General features: G+C 73.9%; 15 protein-coding genes. 4 read left to right on the top strand and 11 right to left on the bottom strand.

Annotation, left to right across the window (positions count from 1 at the left end; translation table 11 throughout):
- Positions 1 to 9: 9 nt before the first annotated feature.
- The gene (locus ACIP37_RS19005) at positions 10 to 1,761 is read right to left on the bottom strand and encodes an ABC transporter substrate-binding protein (protein WP_400803703.1); all 1,752 of its coding nucleotides are present in this window, start codon (positions 1,759 to 1,761) and stop codon (positions 10 to 12) included.
- Positions 1,762 to 1,974: 213 nt separating this feature from the next.
- Here ACIP37_RS19005 and ACIP37_RS19000 point away from each other — a divergent pair, with 213 nt between their 5' ends.
- Positions 1,975 to 3,444: an aminopeptidase P family protein gene (locus ACIP37_RS19000; protein WP_400803706.1), complete on the top strand. Its 1,470-nt coding sequence runs from the start codon at positions 1,975 to 1,977 to the stop codon at positions 3,442 to 3,444.
- 17 nt (positions 3,445 to 3,461) lie between these two features.
- Here the strand turns inward: ACIP37_RS19000 and ACIP37_RS18995 are convergent, their stop codons facing one another.
- The 3 genes from ACIP37_RS18995 to ACIP37_RS18985 are packed head-to-tail and all read right to left on the bottom strand — an operon-like array spanning position 3,462 to position 6,457.
- Positions 3,462 to 4,487 carry a nitronate monooxygenase gene (locus tag ACIP37_RS18995; RefSeq protein WP_400803709.1) on the bottom strand — a complete coding sequence of 342 codons (1,026 nt, stop codon included), beginning with the start codon at positions 4,485 to 4,487 and terminating at the stop codon, positions 3,462 to 3,464.
- Positions 4,488 to 4,535: 48 nt separating this feature from the next.
- Positions 4,536 to 5,201 (bottom strand): response regulator transcription factor, encoded by a 666-nt coding sequence (locus ACIP37_RS18990; protein ID WP_363583861.1) that lies wholly within the window; start codon positions 5,199 to 5,201, stop codon positions 4,536 to 4,538.
- Between the two features lie 56 nt (positions 5,202 to 5,257).
- Complete coding sequence (locus tag ACIP37_RS18985) at positions 5,258 to 6,457, bottom strand: sensor histidine kinase (RefSeq protein WP_363583863.1); 1,200 nt, start codon at positions 6,455 to 6,457, stop codon at positions 5,258 to 5,260.
- Positions 6,458 to 6,621: 164 nt separating this feature from the next.
- On the opposite strand from ACIP37_RS18985, the gene ACIP37_RS18980 reads away from it, so the two are divergent.
- Complete coding sequence (locus ACIP37_RS18980; RefSeq protein WP_400803714.1) at positions 6,622 to 7,698, top strand: ABC transporter permease; 1,077 nt, start codon at positions 6,622 to 6,624, stop codon at positions 7,696 to 7,698.
- Positions 7,695 to 8,375, top strand: coding sequence for an ABC transporter ATP-binding protein (locus ACIP37_RS18975; RefSeq protein WP_400803716.1), 681 nt, complete (start codon positions 7,695 to 7,697; stop codon positions 8,373 to 8,375). Before ACIP37_RS18980 ends, ACIP37_RS18975 begins: the two co-directional genes overlap by 4 nt.
- A gap of 1 nt (position 8,376) precedes the next feature.
- Here ACIP37_RS18975 and ACIP37_RS18970 read toward each other — a convergent pair whose 3' ends face one another.
- Both ACIP37_RS18970 and ACIP37_RS18965 read right to left on the bottom strand, forming a co-directional pair.
- The gene (locus ACIP37_RS18970) at positions 8,377 to 8,973 is read right to left on the bottom strand and encodes a Uma2 family endonuclease (RefSeq protein WP_400803719.1); all 597 of its coding nucleotides are present in this window, start codon (positions 8,971 to 8,973) and stop codon (positions 8,377 to 8,379) included.
- 109 nt (positions 8,974 to 9,082) lie between these two features.
- Positions 9,083 to 9,793, bottom strand: coding sequence for a GntR family transcriptional regulator (locus tag ACIP37_RS18965; protein WP_063346897.1), 711 nt, complete (start codon positions 9,791 to 9,793; stop codon positions 9,083 to 9,085).
- A 263-nt stretch (positions 9,794 to 10,056) separates the two neighbouring features.
- Between ACIP37_RS18965 and ACIP37_RS18960 the strand changes: the two genes are divergently transcribed.
- On the top strand, positions 10,057 to 10,398 hold the full coding sequence (locus ACIP37_RS18960; RefSeq protein ID WP_400329720.1) for a hypothetical protein: 342 nt from the start codon (positions 10,057 to 10,059) through the stop codon (positions 10,396 to 10,398).
- Between the two features lie 3 nt (positions 10,399 to 10,401).
- Here ACIP37_RS18960 and ACIP37_RS18955 read toward each other — a convergent pair whose 3' ends face one another.
- The 5 genes from ACIP37_RS18955 to ACIP37_RS18935 all read right to left on the bottom strand — a co-directional run bounded on the left by ACIP37_RS18955 (position 10,402) and on the right by ACIP37_RS18935 (position 15,857).
- On the bottom strand, positions 10,402 to 11,331 hold the full coding sequence (locus ACIP37_RS18955; RefSeq protein ID WP_400803723.1) for an ornithine cyclodeaminase family protein: 930 nt from the start codon (positions 11,329 to 11,331) through the stop codon (positions 10,402 to 10,404).
- 68 nt (positions 11,332 to 11,399) lie between these two features.
- Positions 11,400 to 12,428, bottom strand: a complete 1,029-nt coding sequence (locus tag ACIP37_RS18950) for a proline racemase family protein (protein WP_363583874.1) — start codon at positions 12,426 to 12,428, stop codon at positions 11,400 to 11,402.
- The gene (locus tag ACIP37_RS18945) at positions 12,428 to 13,798 is read right to left on the bottom strand and encodes an aldehyde dehydrogenase family protein (RefSeq protein ID WP_363583966.1); all 1,371 of its coding nucleotides are present in this window, start codon (positions 13,796 to 13,798) and stop codon (positions 12,428 to 12,430) included. Before ACIP37_RS18945 ends, ACIP37_RS18950 begins: the two co-directional genes overlap by 1 nt.
- Positions 13,799 to 13,873: 75 nt before the next feature.
- On the bottom strand, positions 13,874 to 14,878 hold the full coding sequence (locus ACIP37_RS18940) for a proline racemase family protein (protein WP_363627445.1): 1,005 nt from the start codon (positions 14,876 to 14,878) through the stop codon (positions 13,874 to 13,876).
- A 115-nt stretch (positions 14,879 to 14,993) separates the two neighbouring features.
- Positions 14,994 to 15,857: a dihydrodipicolinate synthase family protein gene (locus tag ACIP37_RS18935; protein WP_363627538.1), complete on the bottom strand. Its 864-nt coding sequence runs from the start codon at positions 15,855 to 15,857 to the stop codon at positions 14,994 to 14,996.
- Positions 15,858 to 15,978: the final 121 nt, after the last annotated feature.

The following is a 15,978-nucleotide window of genomic DNA, read 5'->3' as shown; positions in this document are numbered from 1 at the left end:
GACGGCCCCTCAGCCCTTGCCCTTGGCGGGGTCCTTGAGGCCGACCACGGCCAGGTCGATCATGCCGGCGTAGCCGGAGTTCCCGAACGCGCCGGCCACGTTGGTGCCGGCCAGCAGCGGGCGGCGCTGCCACATCAACGGGACGGCCGGGGCCTTCTTCAGCAGGTCCTCGTCCAGTTGCTGCCAGGCCTTGTTGGCCTCGTTGACGTCCGTCATGGCCGCGATCTGGTCCATCCGGTCCATCGTGGCCTGGTCCTTGAACTGGCTGTAGTTACCCTGGTTGCCCTTCTCCTTGATGGTCCGTCCGTCGAAGATGAACGGGAGGAAGGTCGCGCCGGACGGGTAGTCCGGGCACCAGCCGTTGATGGTCAGCTCGGGGGCGTTCTTGGTGTCGCCGAGCGTGTCGGTGAAGGCGGACGGGTCGACGGTGTTCACGGTGACCTGAACACCGGCCTTGGCCAGCGACTGCTGGATCGTCTCGGCGCGGGTCTTGTCGCCCAGGGAGACGGTGATCGACACCTTGAGGTCGGTCTTGCCCGCGTCCTTGAGCATCGCCTTGGCCTTCTCCGGGTCGCCGGCGGCCGGGATCTTCAGCGGGTCCGCCTTGGCGCCGCCGGTCAGCGACGGCGGGAGGTAGGAGGTGGCCACGTCGGCCATCGCCGGGCCGCCGAAGGCCGTCACCTGCGCCTCGCGGTCGACCGCCCACATCATCGCCTCGCGCACCTTCGGGTCGTCGAAGGGCGCCTTGGCGGTGTTCAGGTACAGCATGTCCGTACAGCCGGTCTGCTCGGCCGCCATGCGGGCCTTGACGTCCGGCTTGGTCAGCACCTTGGAGACGGACTCGTGGGCCATCCACGGCATCTCGATCGCGTTGGCGTCGGCGCCGTCGCTGGCGATGATCCGGTCGTCGGCCTGGCCGCCCTTGATGCCCTGGGTGACCACGATCTTGTCGGGGTACGCCTTGCGGACGGTGTCGGTGGACTGGTCCCAGTTGGTGTTGCGGACCAGCGTCAGCTGCTTGCCCCGGTCGTACGTGTCGATCTTGTAGGGGCCGGAGGAGAACGGCCGCGAGTCGTACTGGGTGCCCTTCTCCTGAGACTGCGGCACCGGGGAGAAGGTCGGGAGGGTGACGGTGTCCGAGAACTCGGCGACCGGGCGCTTCAGGTGGAAGACGATGGTCCTGTCATCCGGGGTCTCGATGCTCACCAGGTGCTCGCCAGTGAGCGGGCCCTTGTAGTTCTCGCCGCCGGCCAGGTACTGGACGGCGTAGTCGGGGCCGCCGGTGAGGTCCGGGGAGAAGGACCGCTCGACGTTGTACTTGATGTCGGCGGACTTGATCGGCGTGCCGTCCTCGTACTTGAGGCCGTCCTTCAGGGTGAAGGTCCACACCTTGCCGCCCTCGCTGGACTTGCCGAGGTCGGTGGCGAGGTCCGGGACGATCTCGCTGCCCGCCGCACCCGGCTCGGACTTGAAGGTGGTCAGGGTGCGGTAGATCAGCCGGGTGCCGAAGTCCATGTGCGGCACGGTCCAGTTGCGGGCCGGATCGAGGTGGGCGAAGTCCTGGTTCGTCAGGACGTTGAGGGTGCCGCCCTTGACCGGGGTGCCGCCGATGACCGAACCGGACGCGGCGCCCGGGCCCTGGCCGTTGGAAGGCGCGGCGTCACTTCCGCTGTCGCTCTTGTCGTTCTTGCAGGCCCCGAGGCCGAGGGTGAGGGTCGCCGCGAGGACCGCCGCGAGGGCGGCGTGGGTGCGCCTGGTCATGTGCAACTCCGCTGTGGGGGGCCTGCCGTGAAGCCCGTGTCCGCCCCGGGAGGTGATCCGGGGCCCGACCGGGAGGCGACCTTCGAGGTCTGGCCGCTCCGCGGTGTGACCCGTAACATAGTAATGTGAAATTGCACTGCACAAGAGGTGACGCCCCCCGTTACCGAGCTGTGTCCGGGCCACACCACCCCCTCCCCACCTAGGAGTTCACCGGTGCCCCTCCGACAGACCGGCCTCAACACCGGGAGCCACGACCTCCCCGTCTCCCCCGCCCTCGACGCCTTCATGGGCACCCGCTGGGCCGCCACCCCCCTCCCCGCCGACCAGCGAGTCCCCGGCCACGACCGCCTCCCCGGCCGCCACGCCCGCCTCTCCGCCGCCTTCCCCGGCGAGCGGCTGATCGTCCCCGCCGGCCGGCTGAAGGTCCGCTGCAACGACCTCGACCACCGCTTCCGCCCGCACAGCGCCTACGCCTGGCTCACCGGCCTCACCGGCGAGGACCAGGCCGACCACGTCCTCGTCCTCGAACCGACCGGCCCCCACGGCCACGAGCCGGTCCTGTACCTGCGCCCCCGCTCCCCCCGCGGCCGGCAGCACGCCAACGGCACCGAGTTCTACCGCGACCGCCGCTACGGCGAGTTCTGGGTCGGCCGCCGCCCCGACCTCGCCGAAGCCGCCGCGCTCACCGGACTGCGCACCGAACACCTCGACGACCTCGACAAACTCCTCGCCGGCCCCCAGCCGCCCACCCGCGTCCTCGCCGGCACCGACCCCCTCGTCGACGAATGCACCGGACGCCCCGGCGCCCACACCACGCGGGACGGCGAACTCGGCGCCGTCCTCGCCGAGTTGCGCCTGGTCAAGGACACCTGGGAGATCGGCCAGCTCCAACTCGCCGTCGACCACACCGTCACCGGCTTCCAGGACGTCGTCCGCGCCCTGCCCACCGCCCTGCGCCACCCCCGCGGCGAACGCTGGATCGAGGGCGTCTTCGACCTGCGCGCCCGCGCCGAAGGCAACGGCACCAGCTACACCACCATCGCCGCCTCCGGCGCCCACGCCTGCGTCCTGCACTGGATCCGCAACGACGGCGCCCTCGACCCGAACTCCCTGCTCCTGCTGGACGCCGGCGTCGAAACCGACACCCTCTACGCCGCCGACATCACCCGCACCCTCCCGCTCAGCGGCACCTTCACCCCCGTCCAGCGGCAGGCCTACGACCTCGTCCTCGCCGCCCAGAGCGCCGGCATCGCCGCGCTGCGCCCCGGCGCCCGCTTCCGCGACTTCCACCACGCCGCCATGCGGGTCATCGCCGAAGGCCTCGCCGACTGGGGCGTCCTACGCATCCCCTCCGAACAGTCCCTCGCCGAGGACAACGGCCTCCACCGCCGCTACACCCTCTGCGGCAGCGGCCACATGCTCGGCCTCGACTACCACGACTGCGCCAGGGCCCGCGCCGACCGCTACCTCGACGGCACCCTGGAAGCCGGCATGGTCCTCACCGTCGAACCCGGCCTCTACCTCCAGCCGGACGACGAAACCCTCCCCCTCGAACTCCGCGGCCTCGGCATCCGCATCGAGGACGACCTCGTCATCACCCCCGACGGCGCCCACCTCATGTCCCACGCCCTCCCCCGCACCGCCCCCGCCATCGAATCCTGGATGGCCGACCTCCTCGGCTGAGCCCGGGGAGCGGCCGCTCACACCGCCCGTGCCGCCGCCCAGAGCTCCGCGATCAGGTCCGCCGCCGGGCCCGTGCGGGCCAGGTGGTGGGCGGTGCCGGCCCAGAGGTGCATGGACTGGAGGTCGGCGCGGCGGGTCGCGGCGGCGCGCAGCGGCTGGGTGAGGTGGTGCACCTCGGGGTAGGCGGGCGGGGCGTACGGGCCGTGGCGGTCGATGAAGGCGTTGCGCAGACCGCGGGCCGGGCGGCCGGTGAAGGCCCGGGTGACGGCCGTCTCCGGGAGTTCGGTGAGCGCCGCCCGGTGCGCGGCCGAGGTGCCCGCCTCGTCGGCGCGCAGCAGGGCCGTCCCCAGCTGCACCGCCGCCGCCCCGGCCCGCAGCGCCGCCGCCACCGCCGGGCCGTCGCCCAGCCCGCCGGCCGCGATCAACGGCAGCGCCGTCACCGCCCGGACGGCGGGCAGCAGCTCCAGCAGCGGGACGTCACCGGGCTCGTCCCCGATCCGGTGGGTGGCGCGGTGCCCGCCGGCCTCCGGGCCCTGCACGCACAGCGCGTCCATCCCGACCGCCTCCGCCGCCCGCGCCTCCGCGGGCGTGGTGACGGTGCCGACCTGGAACGACCCGGCCGCGCGGACCGCCGCCGCCTCCTGCGGCGTCGGCAGGCCGAAGGTGTACGAGACCACCGGGACCGGGTCCGCCAGCAGCACGGCGAGCTTGGCCTCCCAGTCGTCCCGGTCCGGCCCGATCTCCTCGGGCAGCGCCACGTCCCACCGCTCGGCCTCGGGCCGCAGCCGCTCCCGGTAGGCGGCGACGGCCGCCGGATCGCCGGGCGGGGCCGGGACGAACAGGTTCACGCCGAACGGCCCACCGGTCAACTCCCTGACCAGCGCGACCTGTTCGGCCATCGCGGCGGCGCTCCGGTACCCGGCGGCGAGGAACCCCAGCCCGCCGACCCGGTTCACCGCCGCCACCAGCTCCGGGGTGGACGCCCCGCCCGCCATCGGCGCGCCGACCACCGGCACGGAAAGTTCATCGAGACGCACGGCCATCGGGGTCCTCCACTCCGGGCAACGGTTCGGACCCGGCCCACCCTACGCTCAGCGGATCAGCCCCCGCCCGCGCGCCGCCCGCACCGCCGCCGTCCGCGAGTCCACCGCCAACTTGGTGTAGACGTGCACCAGATGGGACTTCACCGTGGCCTGGCTCAGGTGCAGCCGCTGGCTGATCTGCTGGTTGGTCAGCCCGTCCGCGACCAGCCCCAGCACCTCGGTCTCCCGCGCGCTGAGCGCCGCCGCCGGCGTCCGCATCCGTTCCAGCAGCCGGTCGGCGACGCTCGGTGCCAGCGCCGAGCGGCCCGCGGCGGCGGCCCGGACGGCCTGGGCCAGTTCCTCCGGCGGGGCGTCCTTGAGCAGGTAGCCGGTGGCGCCGGCCTCCAGCGCGGGCAGGGTGTCGGCGTCGGTTTCGTAGGTGGTGACGACGAGGACCCGGGGCGCGCCCGGCCCGGCGGTGATCGCGGCGGTCGCCTGGGCGCCGTTCATGGCCGAGCCGGGCCCGAACTGGAGGTCCATCAGCACCACGTCGACCCCGCCCGCCGCGGCGAGTTCGACGGCCCGTTCGGCGGTCGCGGCCTCGGCGGCGATGGTGAAGTCCGGCTCGCCCTCCAGGACGGCCCGCAGCCCGGCCCGCACCACCGGGTGGTCGTCCGCCAGCAGCAGCCGGATCACCGCGCCGCTCCCGCGCCCGCCGTCACTGCGCTCGTTCACGCCCTGACCTCCGTCACTCCGTCCGTTCACGCCCCGTACGCCGTCGCTCCGCCCGTTCACGCCCCGCCCTCCGTCACCGGCAGCTGCACCGCGAGCGCCGTGCCCCCGCCGGGCGCCGACTCCACCGTGAAGGTGCCGCCGAGCGCCCGCGCCCGGGCCCGCATCGACGGCAGCCCGAACCCGCCGTCCCCTCCGCTGCGCCCGGCGACCGCCGCCGGGTCGAATCCTGCCCCGTCGTCGAACACGTCCAGCGCCACCTCGCCCTCCATGTAGCTGAGCGTCACCTCGGCGTGCGAGGCGTGCGCGTGCCGGACGGTGTTGCCGAGCGCGGACTGCGCGATCCGCAGCAGCGCGACCTCCTGCGGCACCGGCAGCCGTACCGGGTCCCCGGAGACGTGCAGTTTCACCGGCAGGCCGCTGTGCGCCGCCGTGGTGGCGCACAGCCGTTCCAGCGCGACCGGCAGCGGGTCTCCGTCGAGCGCGGGCGGGGTGAGCGCGCGGACGAACCGCCGGGCCTCGTCCAGGTTGTCCTGGGCGGCCTGCCGGGCCTGCTCGACGTACCCGGAGGCCGCCTCGGTGCGTTCCGGCAGGGCCCGCTGGGCGGCCCGCAGCAGCAGCTGGATGGAGCTGAGGCTCTGCGCGAGGGTGTCGTGGATCTCCCGGGCGAGGCGCTCGCGTTCGGCGAGCACCCCGGCGGTGTGGTGGGCGGCCGCGGCGTCGGCGCGGGCGGCGGTGAGTTCGTCGATCAGCCGGCGGCGCTCCTCGCTCTCCCGGTACAGCGCCTGGTAGCCGAGCACGGTGGCGGTGGCGACGGCCGCGCCGAGCGCGGGTCCGATCGCGGCGGGCAGGCTGAAGGTGTGCTGGTGCCAGGACCAGGCCGCGATGGCGGTGGCGGCGGTCAGCCCGACGGCGGTGAGGCCGCCGCGCCGCCCGAGCAGGTGCAGTTCCAGGAAGTACAGCGGGAACGCCAGCCACACCCCGTCCTGGGTGGCGATCAGCACGCCCACCCAGGTGACGCCGAGCAGCGCCAGCCAGAGCGCGGCGGCCCGGCGCGAGCGGCGGACGGCGGCCAGCCGGGGGCCGACGGCGTACACGGCGGCCATCGCGGTGGCCGCGGCGGCGACGGGCACCGGGTCGCCGTCCCGGCCGACGGCGGCACGGGCGACGGCCAGGGCGAGCAGGCCCGCCACGAGCAGGTGCAGGCAGACCTGGAGGACGCGGGCGACGGGGGTGGTGCGGGATCGTTCGGTCGCCATCCGTCCAGCCTAGGTTCCGAACCGGGCCCCGGCATCAATCAAAAGGTTGAACTCCGCTTCTGCCCTTTGATGCCGAGGATGCAATCCGCGGTGCGATGCCCGCGGGGCCCCTTCTCCGGCACGGTGGAAGCGTCGGAAACACTCGTTCAGCAGGAAGGCCCACCGTGTTCGTCGCCTGGAGGGATCTGGGGTTCGCCAAGGGGCGGTTCGCCCTGATGGGGACCGTCATCGTGCTGATCACCGTACTGGTCGGTCTGCTGTCCGGACTGACCGCCGGACTCGGCCGGCAGAACATCTCCGCGATCACCGGCCTGCCCGCCGACCACCTGGTGTTCGGCGAGCCCGCCGACGGGCAGAAGCTCTCCTTCACCGACTCCCAGGTCACCCCCGAGCAGTGGCAGGCCTGGGCGGCCGAGCCGGGCGTCACCTCCGCCCAGCCACTGGGCATCACCACCACCAAGGCCGCCGCCGGGACCCGCACCACGGCGCTGTCCGCCTTCGGCGTCCCGGACGGCTCCGCGCTGGCCCCGCAGGGCGCCCGGATCGCCCCCGGTCAGGCCGTCCTGTCGAAGACCGCCGCCAAGAACCTGGGCGGCCTCGCCCCCGGCGCCGACTTCACCCTGGCCGGGCACCGCCTCCGGGTCGCGGCCGTCGACGGCGACGCCGCGTACAGCCACACCCCGGTGATCTGGACCAGCCTCACCGACTGGCAGCAGGCCGTCCCCGGCGGCGCCGGCCACGCGACCGTCATCGCGCTCACCACCGCCAAGGGCGCCGACCTGCACGGCACCGACGCCCGCCACGGCACCGAGACCCGCACCCGCGACGACGCCCTCGCCGCGATCGGCTCCTACACCTCCGAGAACGGCTCGCTCCAGCTGATGCGCGGCTTCCTGTTCGCCATCTCGGCCCTGGTGATCGGCGCCTTCTTCACCGTCTGGACGATCCAGCGCAGCGGCGACATCGCGGTGCTGAAGGCGCTCGGCGCCTCCACCCGCTACCTGCTGCGCGACGCCCTCGGTCAGGCCGTCCTGCTGCTGGTGCTCGGCACCGCCGTCGGCACCGCGCTCGCGGCGGGCGTCGGGGCCCTGGTCGGCTCCACCGTGCCCTTCGTCCTGGACGCCCCGACCGTCCTGTTCCCCGCCGCCGTCATGATCGCGCTCGGCGCGGTCGGCGCGGGCCTGTCCATCCGCCGGATCACCTCCGTCGACCCGCTGACCGCCCTGGGGAGCGCCCGATGAGCCTCGTCCTCGACCGCATCACCCTCACCTACCCGGACGGCGACGGCCGGCTCACGGCGCTGGACGACGTGTCGCTGACCGTCCCCAAGGGCTCGATCACGGCCGTCGTCGGCCCGTCCGGCTCCGGCAAGTCCAGCCTGCTGGCGGTCGCCGCCACCCTGATCACCCCGGACTCCGGCCGGGTGGTGCTGGACGGCACCGACACCACCGGCCTCGGCCGCGCCGAACTGACCGCGCTGCGCCGCGCCCGGATCGGCATCGTCTTCCAGCAGGCCAACCTGCTGCCCTCGCTCACCGCCGTCGAACAGCTCCAGGTGATGGCCCACCTGGACGGCCGCTCCCCGCGCACCGCCCTCCCCCGGGCCCTGGACCTGCTGGCCGCCGTCGGCCTGCGCGACCAGGCCGCCCGCCGCCCGCACCAGCTCTCCGGCGGTCAGCGCCAGCGCGTCAACATCGCCCGCGCGCTGATGAACGACCCCACCGTCCTGCTGATCGACGAACCCACCAGCGCCCTCGACCACGAACGCGGCGCCGCCGTCCTCGACCTCATCACCGACCTCACCCACCGCCGCGCCACCGCCACCGTCCTGGTCACCCACGACCGCACCCACCTGACGGCCGTCGACCAGATCGCCGAAGTCCACGACGGCCGCCTGACAGTGCCCGCGGCTGCCTGAGCTACTTCTTCGCCGCCAGCACGTCGTCCACCGACAGCGTCACCGCCGCCCCGATCGACTCCGGCAGGGTGAACGACTGCCCCGGGTGGTGGACGGCGTGCACGCGGTACTCGCCGTCCTGTGGGTCAGTGAGCACCATGACCCGCTGGTTCGTCCGGTCCACGATCACGTAGACGGGTATTCCAGCGGCGGCATAGACGAAGGGCTTCCGCTTCAGGTCGTCGCTGAGGTTGGACGACGTGACCTCCAACACGAGCCGGAAGACCGCCGGGTCGTAACAGTTGTACTCGATCAAGTGGTCATCGATGTCGGCATCGACGATCGCCAGGTCGGGAACGGCGTAGTCCGACGGCCCGTCCGGCAGCCAGATGCCAACGCCCTGAATGACGTCGACCTCATCCCCGTCGAGGCCGGCGGCGAACAGCACACGCATGAGGCGGCTCAGCGACTTGCCGTGCGAAGCATTCGGCGGCGGCGTCACGGTGATCTGGCTCCCGACGATCTCGACCCGGTGCCCGGCGAACTGGTTGGAGATCAGCTCGGCGACTTCGAGCAGCGTCGGCTGCTCGATGGGCTCTTCCACTGCTGCGGCGGACATGGATTTCCTCCTGGCTGCCGATGTCGAGAACATCATCGTAGGGCGCGAACGCATTCCGACGCCCGATCCCCAGTCTTCACCCGAACGGGCGGTTTAGCCCCGGTTAGCCCTACCGCGCCCGCAGCTTCAGCGCCGGGCGGGCCTCCTCCGCCGCCTCGTCCTGCCCCGCCCACAGCGAGCGGACGTGGCTGAGGTGGCGGGTCATACAGGCCTCGGCCGCCTCGGCGTCGCCGGCCAGCATGAGGTCGAGCAGTTCCAGGTGCTCCTCCGCCGAGGAGGTCAGCTCGCCGCGCTCGTCGAGCCGGTTGAGGCCGTACAGTCGCGAGCGCTTCCGCAGGTCGCTGACGACGTCGACCAGCCGGGCGTTGCCGGCCAGCCCCAGCAGGTCCAGGTGGAACTGCCGGTCGGCTTCCAGGTACCCGATGAGGTCGTGCTTGCGCGCGGCCGCGACGATCTCCTCGGCCTGCGGGCGCAGCCGCTCCAGCTGCTCCTTGGTCGCCGTGCGCGTCACCCGGCCGACGGTGGGGACCTCGATCAGGGCGCGGATCTCGGTGTAGTCGTCGAGGTCACGCTCGGTGAGCTCGGTGACCCGGAAGCCCTTGTTGCGGACGGCCTCGACGAGGCCTTCGCGGGCGAGGTCGAGCATGGCCTCGCGGACGGGGGTGGCGGAGACGCCGAAGTCGGCGGCGAGCGCGGGTGCGGAGTAGACGACGCCGGGGCGCAGTTCGCCGGAGATCAGGGCTGCCCGGAGCGCGTGGGCGACCTGGTCGCGAAGCCGCTCCTGTACGGAGATCAGGGTGCGGGGTTTGAGGTCGGCCATGGTGTTCCTCCGGGTGGGTGCAGAACACCAGCGTACAATGTCACGTTACGTTGAGTGCGCAACATTCCACGATTCGAACGGCCCCTCAGCACCCGAGGCCCCGGCCGAAACCCATGGTGGCAGCGGCCGCCGGCCGTGACAACGGCCGGCGGCGCACGACCTGTCGCCCGCCCTGCTCATACGGAGCCGGCCCGGCAGGGGATCCCTTCCCGCCGGGCCGACTCCCGCTTCATAGCCCCCGACACCCGCCAGGAGCAACGGACTTGGGAATCGAGATCGCCCTGTACGACGACCACCCCAACAAGGGCGGCCGGTCCGTCCCGACCCTGCTGCACCTCTCGGTCGACCACGGCCCGGCCCTCGCCGCCGCCCTGGCCGCGCACGCCGGGCCGGCCGACCACCGGCCCGGACGGCTCGGCCGGATCGACCCGTACGGCGACACCCGGTTCAACGAGCAGGACGCCGGCGCCGCCTTCGAGGAGGCCACCGTCCTGCTCGCCCGCTGCACCACCGAGGAAGAGCGGGCGGCCGTCCGCGACCTGCGCAACCTGCTCGCCCACTGCGCCGCCACCCCGGGCAGCTGGCTCCACTTCCTCGGGGACTGAAGGTCAGCCTGCCCCGGTGCTCCGGTACACCTCCGCCGCGACCGCCAGGTCCTCCCACGCCATGCCGACGCTCTTGAAGAACCGCGGCCGCCCCGCCGGCACCAGCGCGTCGCCGCGCACCAGCTCGGCCAGGTTCCACACCTGTCGGCCGGTCACGCCCGCCATGATCAGGTCGCCGGCCTCGCGGGCCGCCACCGTCCGTGCCTCCACGTACAGTTCGGCCCGCTCGACCAGCGCCTCGTCCACCTCCCGCGCGTCCGGCTCGTGCGAGCCGACCGCCGCGACGGCGGCGTGCGCGGGCACCAGGGCGCCGTCGAACAGCGGCGTGCGCGCGGTGGTGCAGCAGACCACCAGGTCGGCCCCGGCGACCGCCCCCGGCTCGCCGACCCCGGCTGCCAGCCCGAGCCCCCGCCCGTACGCGGCCAGGGCCTCGGCCCGTCCGGCGTCCCGCGCCACCACGGTGAGCCGGGTCAGCGGCTGAACGGCCAGCAGCGCGTCCAGGTGCCCGTACGCCTGCGGCCCGGAGCCGAACAGCACCAGGTGTTCGGCGTCCGGCGCGGCCAGCCGGCGCAGCGCGACGGCGGTGACGGCGGGTGTGCGCAGCGCGGTGAGCGCGGCGCCGTCGAGCAGGGCGAGCGGCTGCAGGGTGGGCCCGTCGAGCAGCAGGTAGCTGCCGGTGATCCGGGGCAGTCCCCGCCCCGGGTTGGCGGGCGCGACCCCGGCGATCTTCACCCCGGCGTACGGGCCGGCGGCGGCCGGCATCATCAGCAGTTCGCCGGCCGGGACGGGGACGGCCGAGCGGGCCGGTGCCGACTCCGGGTCGAACCCGTCGAGCAGCACCCGCTCGATCGCCGCCACCGCAGCCGCGGGCCCGACCCCGCCGACGCCCGGCACGGCGTACTGGAGCGGCTCAGCCGCCGTACCGGGCGGCACAAGAGGCGACGCAGGAGGCGGCGCAGCAGGGTCCACAGGAGGGTTCGCGGGAGGGTTCGCGGGAGCGGTCACAGGAGGAACCCCGCGCCCAGGTCGTCGTCCGGTTCCAGGACGAACGCGTGCTCGCCGGTGCGGTGCGCACTGCCGGTGACCTCGGTGACGACGCCGCCGTCCAGCGGGTCGCCGCCGGGCAGGACGCGGCCGGTGAAGACCGTCCCGATGACGGACTCGTGCCGCAGCTCCTCCCCCGGCGCGAGCCGGCCCTCGGCGGCGAGGACGGCGAGCCGGGCGGAGGTCCCGGAGCCGCAGGGCGAGCGGTCGATCTGCCCGTCCGCGAAGACGGTGACGTTCCGTTGGTTCAACACGCCGTCCTCCGAGACGAGTTCGTCGAACAGGATGACCCCGTACACCCCCGACAGCAGCGGGTCGCTCGGGTGCGCCACCGCCGCCGCGCCGGCCAGCAGCTCCCTGATCTCCCGCCCGGCGGCGGTGAGTTCGGGCAGTTGCGCGGGCTCGACCGCGAGGCCGAGGGCGGCCGCCGGCACCGAGGCGTAGCAGGCGCCCGCGTGCGCCACCGCGACCTCCACGGTGCCCCGTGAAGTGGCCAGCGGCAACTTCAGAGCGGCGACCCGGGTGGGCACGTTGCGGAAGGTGACGCCGGTGGTCCGCCCGCCGGCCCGGTGCACCAGCGCGGTGACCCGGCCGGACGGCACGTCGATCCGCACTCGGGCCACGCCGTCGGCGGGGGCCGCGACCCGCCCGGAGTCCACCGCCCAGGCGCCGAGCGCGATGGTGCCGTGCCCGCAGGCCGTCGAGTAGCCGTCCTTGTGCCAGAACAGCACCCCGAAGTGCGCCTCGTCGTCGTCCGGCGGTACCAGGAACCCGCCGTACATCCCGGCGTGGCCGCGCGGTTCGCGGCTGAGCAGCTGCCGGGCGTCGTCCAGCGCGCTCGGCCGGGGCGCGGTCGCGCTGCCGCCGGCGCCGAGGGCGATGGCCCGCCGCTCGGCGACGCTGTCGCCGGGGATCGCGGGCACACCGTCCAGCACGATCCGGAACGGCTCGCCGGCCGCGTGGTAGTCGACGGTGCGGACGGGCATCACGCGCCACCGCCCGGCAGGACGCTGACGGTGCGGCTGACGGTGTAGAAGTCCAGCGCCGCCTGGCCCTGCTCGCGCTCGCCGTGGCTCGCGCCCTTGGCACCGCCGAACGGCAGGTGGAAGTCGACGCCGCTGGACGGCGCGTTGACCCGGATCATGCCCGCGTCCAGCCGGTCGGCAGCGGCGAGCGCCACGTCCAGGCTGCGGGTGTGCACCGAGGTGGCGAGGCTGTGCGGGGTGTCGTTGGCGAGCGCGATCGCCTCGTCGAGGTCGGCCGCGGCGTGCAGCAGCGCGATCGGGCCGAAGAACTCCTCGCGGGCCAGCGGGTGTTCGGCCGGCACGTCGGTGAGCAGGGCCGGTTCGACGTACCAGCCGTCCCGCTCGGGTGCCCGGCCGCCGGTGAGCAGGGTGGCCCCGGCGGCGACGGCCGAGTCGACGGCGGCCGTCAGCCGGTCCCGGGCGGCGGCGTTGATGACCGGCCCGCAGGCCGCGTCGTCGACCAGTTCCAACGCCTTGACCAGGGCGTCGCGCAGCGGCTCGTACGCGGCGCCGACCGCGATCACCCGGCTGGTGGCGGTGCACTTCTGCCCCGCGTACCCGGCGATGGCGGCGGCGAGGTGGGCGGCGGCCTGCGCGAGGTCGGCGTCCGGCAGCACCAGCGCGGCGTTCAGCCCGCCGAGTTCGGCCTGCACCGGCACGCCGCGCTCGGTGGCGGCCCGCACCACGGCCCGACCGACGCCGGTCGAGCCGGTGAAGGAGACCACGTCGGCCGTGTCGACCAGCGCCGCGCCCTCCTCGGCGCCGCCCGGCAGCACGGTGAACACGTCCTCCGGCAGCCCGGCCCCGGCGGCCAGTTCGGCCAGCCGCAGCGCGCAGGCGGTCGCCTCGGGCGCCGGCTTGAGCACCGCGGTGTTGCCGACCGCCAGCGCCGGCGCGGCCTTCCAGGTGGGGATCGCCAGCGGGAAGTTCCACGGCGCGATCAGCCCGGCGACGCCGTACGGGCGGCGCCGGGTGAGCAGCAGCCCGGGCCCGGCGGCGGTCTCGTGCACCGCCCCGGACGGCGCGAACGGCGCCTGCGCGTAGTAGCGCCAGATCGCCGCGGTGCGAGCGACCTCGCCGCGCGCCTCGGCGAGCGGCTTGCCGACCTCGCGCACGATCAGCCCGGCCAGCTCGTCCGCGTGCGCCTCGACCGCTTCGGCGATCCGGCCGAGCGCCGCGGACCGGGCGCCCGCGCCGGCCGCGAGCCAGCCGGGCTGGGCTGCCCGGGCCCGGGCGACGGCGGCCCGGACGGCTTCGGCGCCGGGTTCCTCCACGGCGACGACGAGGTCCGCGGGGTCGGCGGGGTTGTACGAGGTGATGGTCACGACCAGCAGCCCTTCGAAGGTGGTTCAGCGGACGTCGGAGCGGGCCCCTCCCCCAGAGGCCGGCTCCTCTTTCAAACAGCTCTACAACAGGAACCCGGCCGGGAACGGGTCGCGCGGGTCGAGGAAGTACTGGGCGGTGCCGGTGACCCAGGCCCGCCCGGTGACGGTGGGCACCACGGCGGCCAGACCGGCCACCTCGGTCTCCTCGACCAGGCGCCCGATGAAGGTCGTCCCGATGAAGGAGTCGTTGCGGAAGTCGCGCCCCAGCGGCAGTTCGCCGCGCGCGTGCAGCTGCGCCATCCGGGCCGAGGTGCCGGTGCCGCAGGGCGAGCGGTCGAACCACCCGGGGTGGATGGCCATCGCGTGCCGGGAGTGCTCGGCGGTGGAGCCGGGGGCGAGCAGCTGGACGTGGTGGCAGCCGTGGATGGACGGGTCCTCCGGGTGCACCGGGCGGTCGGGGCTCGCGTTGATGGCGGCCATCAGGGCCAGTCCGGCCTCCAGGATGTCCTGCTTGCGCTCGCGCTCGAAGGGCAGCCCGAACTCGGCGAGCGGCAGGACGGCGTAGAAGTTGCCGCCGTACGCCAGGTCGTAGCCGATCGTGCCGTACCCGGGCACCTCGATCTTGGCGTCCAGCGCGGCCGAGTAGGACGGCACGTTGCGGATGGTCACCGCGGTGGCGGCGCCGTCCTCGACCCGCACCTCGGCGATCACCAGCCCGGCGGGCGTGTCCAGCCGCACCGTGGTGACCGGCTCGACCACCGGCACCATGCCGGTCTCGACCAGCACGGTGGCGACGCCGATGGTGCCGTGCCCGCACATCGGCAGCAGGCCGGAGACCTCGATGTAGAGCACGCCGAAGTCGGCGTCCGGCCGGGTCGGCGGCTGGAGGATGGCGCCGCTCATCGCGGCGTGGCCGCGCGGCTCGTACATCAGCAGGGTGCGGAAGTGGTCCAGGTGCTGCTGGAAGTGCACCCGGCGCTCGGCCATGGTGGCGCCGGGAATGACGCCGAAGCCGCCGGTGATGACCCGGGTCGGCATGCCCTCGGTGTGCGAGTCGACGGCGTGGAACACGTGACGGCTGCGCATGGCTCTGACGACTCCCGTCGGAGTGGGCGTACGGAGGAGCTGACCGTACGCGGGATCGGGTGGGTGGGGCCGGGCCGGCTGCCCCCTCAGCCGGCCTGGTGACGAAGTCTCCCGGTTACGCCAGGCCCTCGGCCAGCGCCTTCTCGGTGGCCGCTCGGACGGCCGCCTCGATGTCCGGGGTCAGCGGCTGGCGCGGCGGGCGGACCGGGCCGCCGGCGCGCCCGGCGATGTCCATGGACAGCTTGATGGCCTGGACGAACTCGGTCTTGGAGTCCCAGCGCAGCAGCGAGTGCAGCGACTTGTACAGCGGCAGCGCGGTGTCCAGCTCCTGCGCCACGGCGGCCCGGTACAGCGCGACGCTGGCCTCCGGCAGGGCGTTCGGGTAGCCGGCGATCCAGCCGACCGCGCCGGCCAGCGCCAGTTCCAGCAGCACGTCGTCGGCGCCGATCAGCAGGTCCAGCCCGGGGGCCAGTTCGGCGATCTCGTAGGCCCGGCGGACGTCGCCGCTGAACTCCTTGACCGCGACGATCGAGCCCTCGCCGTGCAGTTGGGCGAGCAGCGCGGGGACGAGGTCGACCTTGGTGTCGATCGGGTTGTTGTACGCGACGACGGGCAGTCCGGCCTTGGCCACGTCGGCGTAGTGCGCCCGGACGGACGCGTGGTCGGCCCGGAAGGCGTTCGGCGGCAGCAGCAGCACGGAGCCGGCGCCGGCCTCGGCGGCCTGCTCGGCCCAGCGGCGGGACTCGGCGCTGCCGTAGGCGGCCACGCCGGGCATCACCCGGGAGCCGTCGCCGGCCGCCTCGACGGCCACCTCGACGACGCGGGCGCGCTCCTCGGCGGTGAGCGTCTGGTACTCGCCCAGCGAGCCGTTGGGGACGACGCCGTCACAGCCGGACTCGATCAGCCAGCGGACGTGCTCGGCGTACGCGTCGTAGTCGACGGAGAGGTCCGGGCGCAGCGGGATCGTGGTGGCGACCATGATGCCGCGCCAGGGCCGGGCGGTGTCGTGTGGGGTGTTGGACACGATGAGCTCCTTGGTGAGGTGTGACATTTTATTAGAAGAGATGGGCCGGAGACAAGAGTCCCCGGCCCGCATGTTC

This window comes from Kitasatospora sp. NPDC088861 (assembly GCF_044750105.1).
GTDB lineage: Bacteria > Actinomycetota > Actinomycetes > Streptomycetales > Streptomycetaceae > Kitasatospora.
The sequence above is the reverse complement of the archived record's forward strand: the minus strand, read 5'-3'. Positions and strand labels throughout refer to the sequence as shown.

Excerpts from the sequence above, each read along its gene's own strand:
- ACIP37_RS19005 (WP_400803703.1), bottom strand. The coding sequence starts at position 1,761 with ATGACCAGGCGCACCCACGCCGCCCTCGCGGCGGTCCTCGCGGCGACC.
- ACIP37_RS18995 (WP_400803709.1), bottom strand. The coding sequence starts at position 4,487 with ATGGCCGTGCGTCTCGATGAACTTTCCGTGCCGGTGGTCGGCGCGCCG.
- ACIP37_RS18985 (WP_363583863.1), bottom strand. The coding sequence starts at position 6,457 with ATGGCGACCGAACGATCCCGCACCACCCCCGTCGCCCGCGTCCTCCAG.
- ACIP37_RS18975 (WP_400803716.1), top strand. The coding sequence starts at position 7,695 with ATGAGCCTCGTCCTCGACCGCATCACCCTCACCTACCCGGACGGCGAC.
- ACIP37_RS18970 (WP_400803719.1), bottom strand. The coding sequence starts at position 8,973 with ATGTCCGCCGCAGCAGTGGAAGAGCCCATCGAGCAGCCGACGCTGCTC.
- ACIP37_RS18965 (WP_063346897.1), bottom strand. The coding sequence starts at position 9,793 with ATGGCCGACCTCAAACCCCGCACCCTGATCTCCGTACAGGAGCGGCTT.
- ACIP37_RS18950 (WP_363583874.1), bottom strand. The coding sequence starts at position 12,428 with ATGCCCGTCCGCACCGTCGACTACCACGCGGCCGGCGAGCCGTTCCGG.
- ACIP37_RS18940 (WP_363627445.1), bottom strand. The coding sequence starts at position 14,878 with ATGCGCAGCCGTCACGTGTTCCACGCCGTCGACTCGCACACCGAGGGC.
- ACIP37_RS18935 (WP_363627538.1), bottom strand. The coding sequence starts at position 15,857 with ATGGTCGCCACCACGATCCCGCTGCGCCCGGACCTCTCCGTCGACTAC.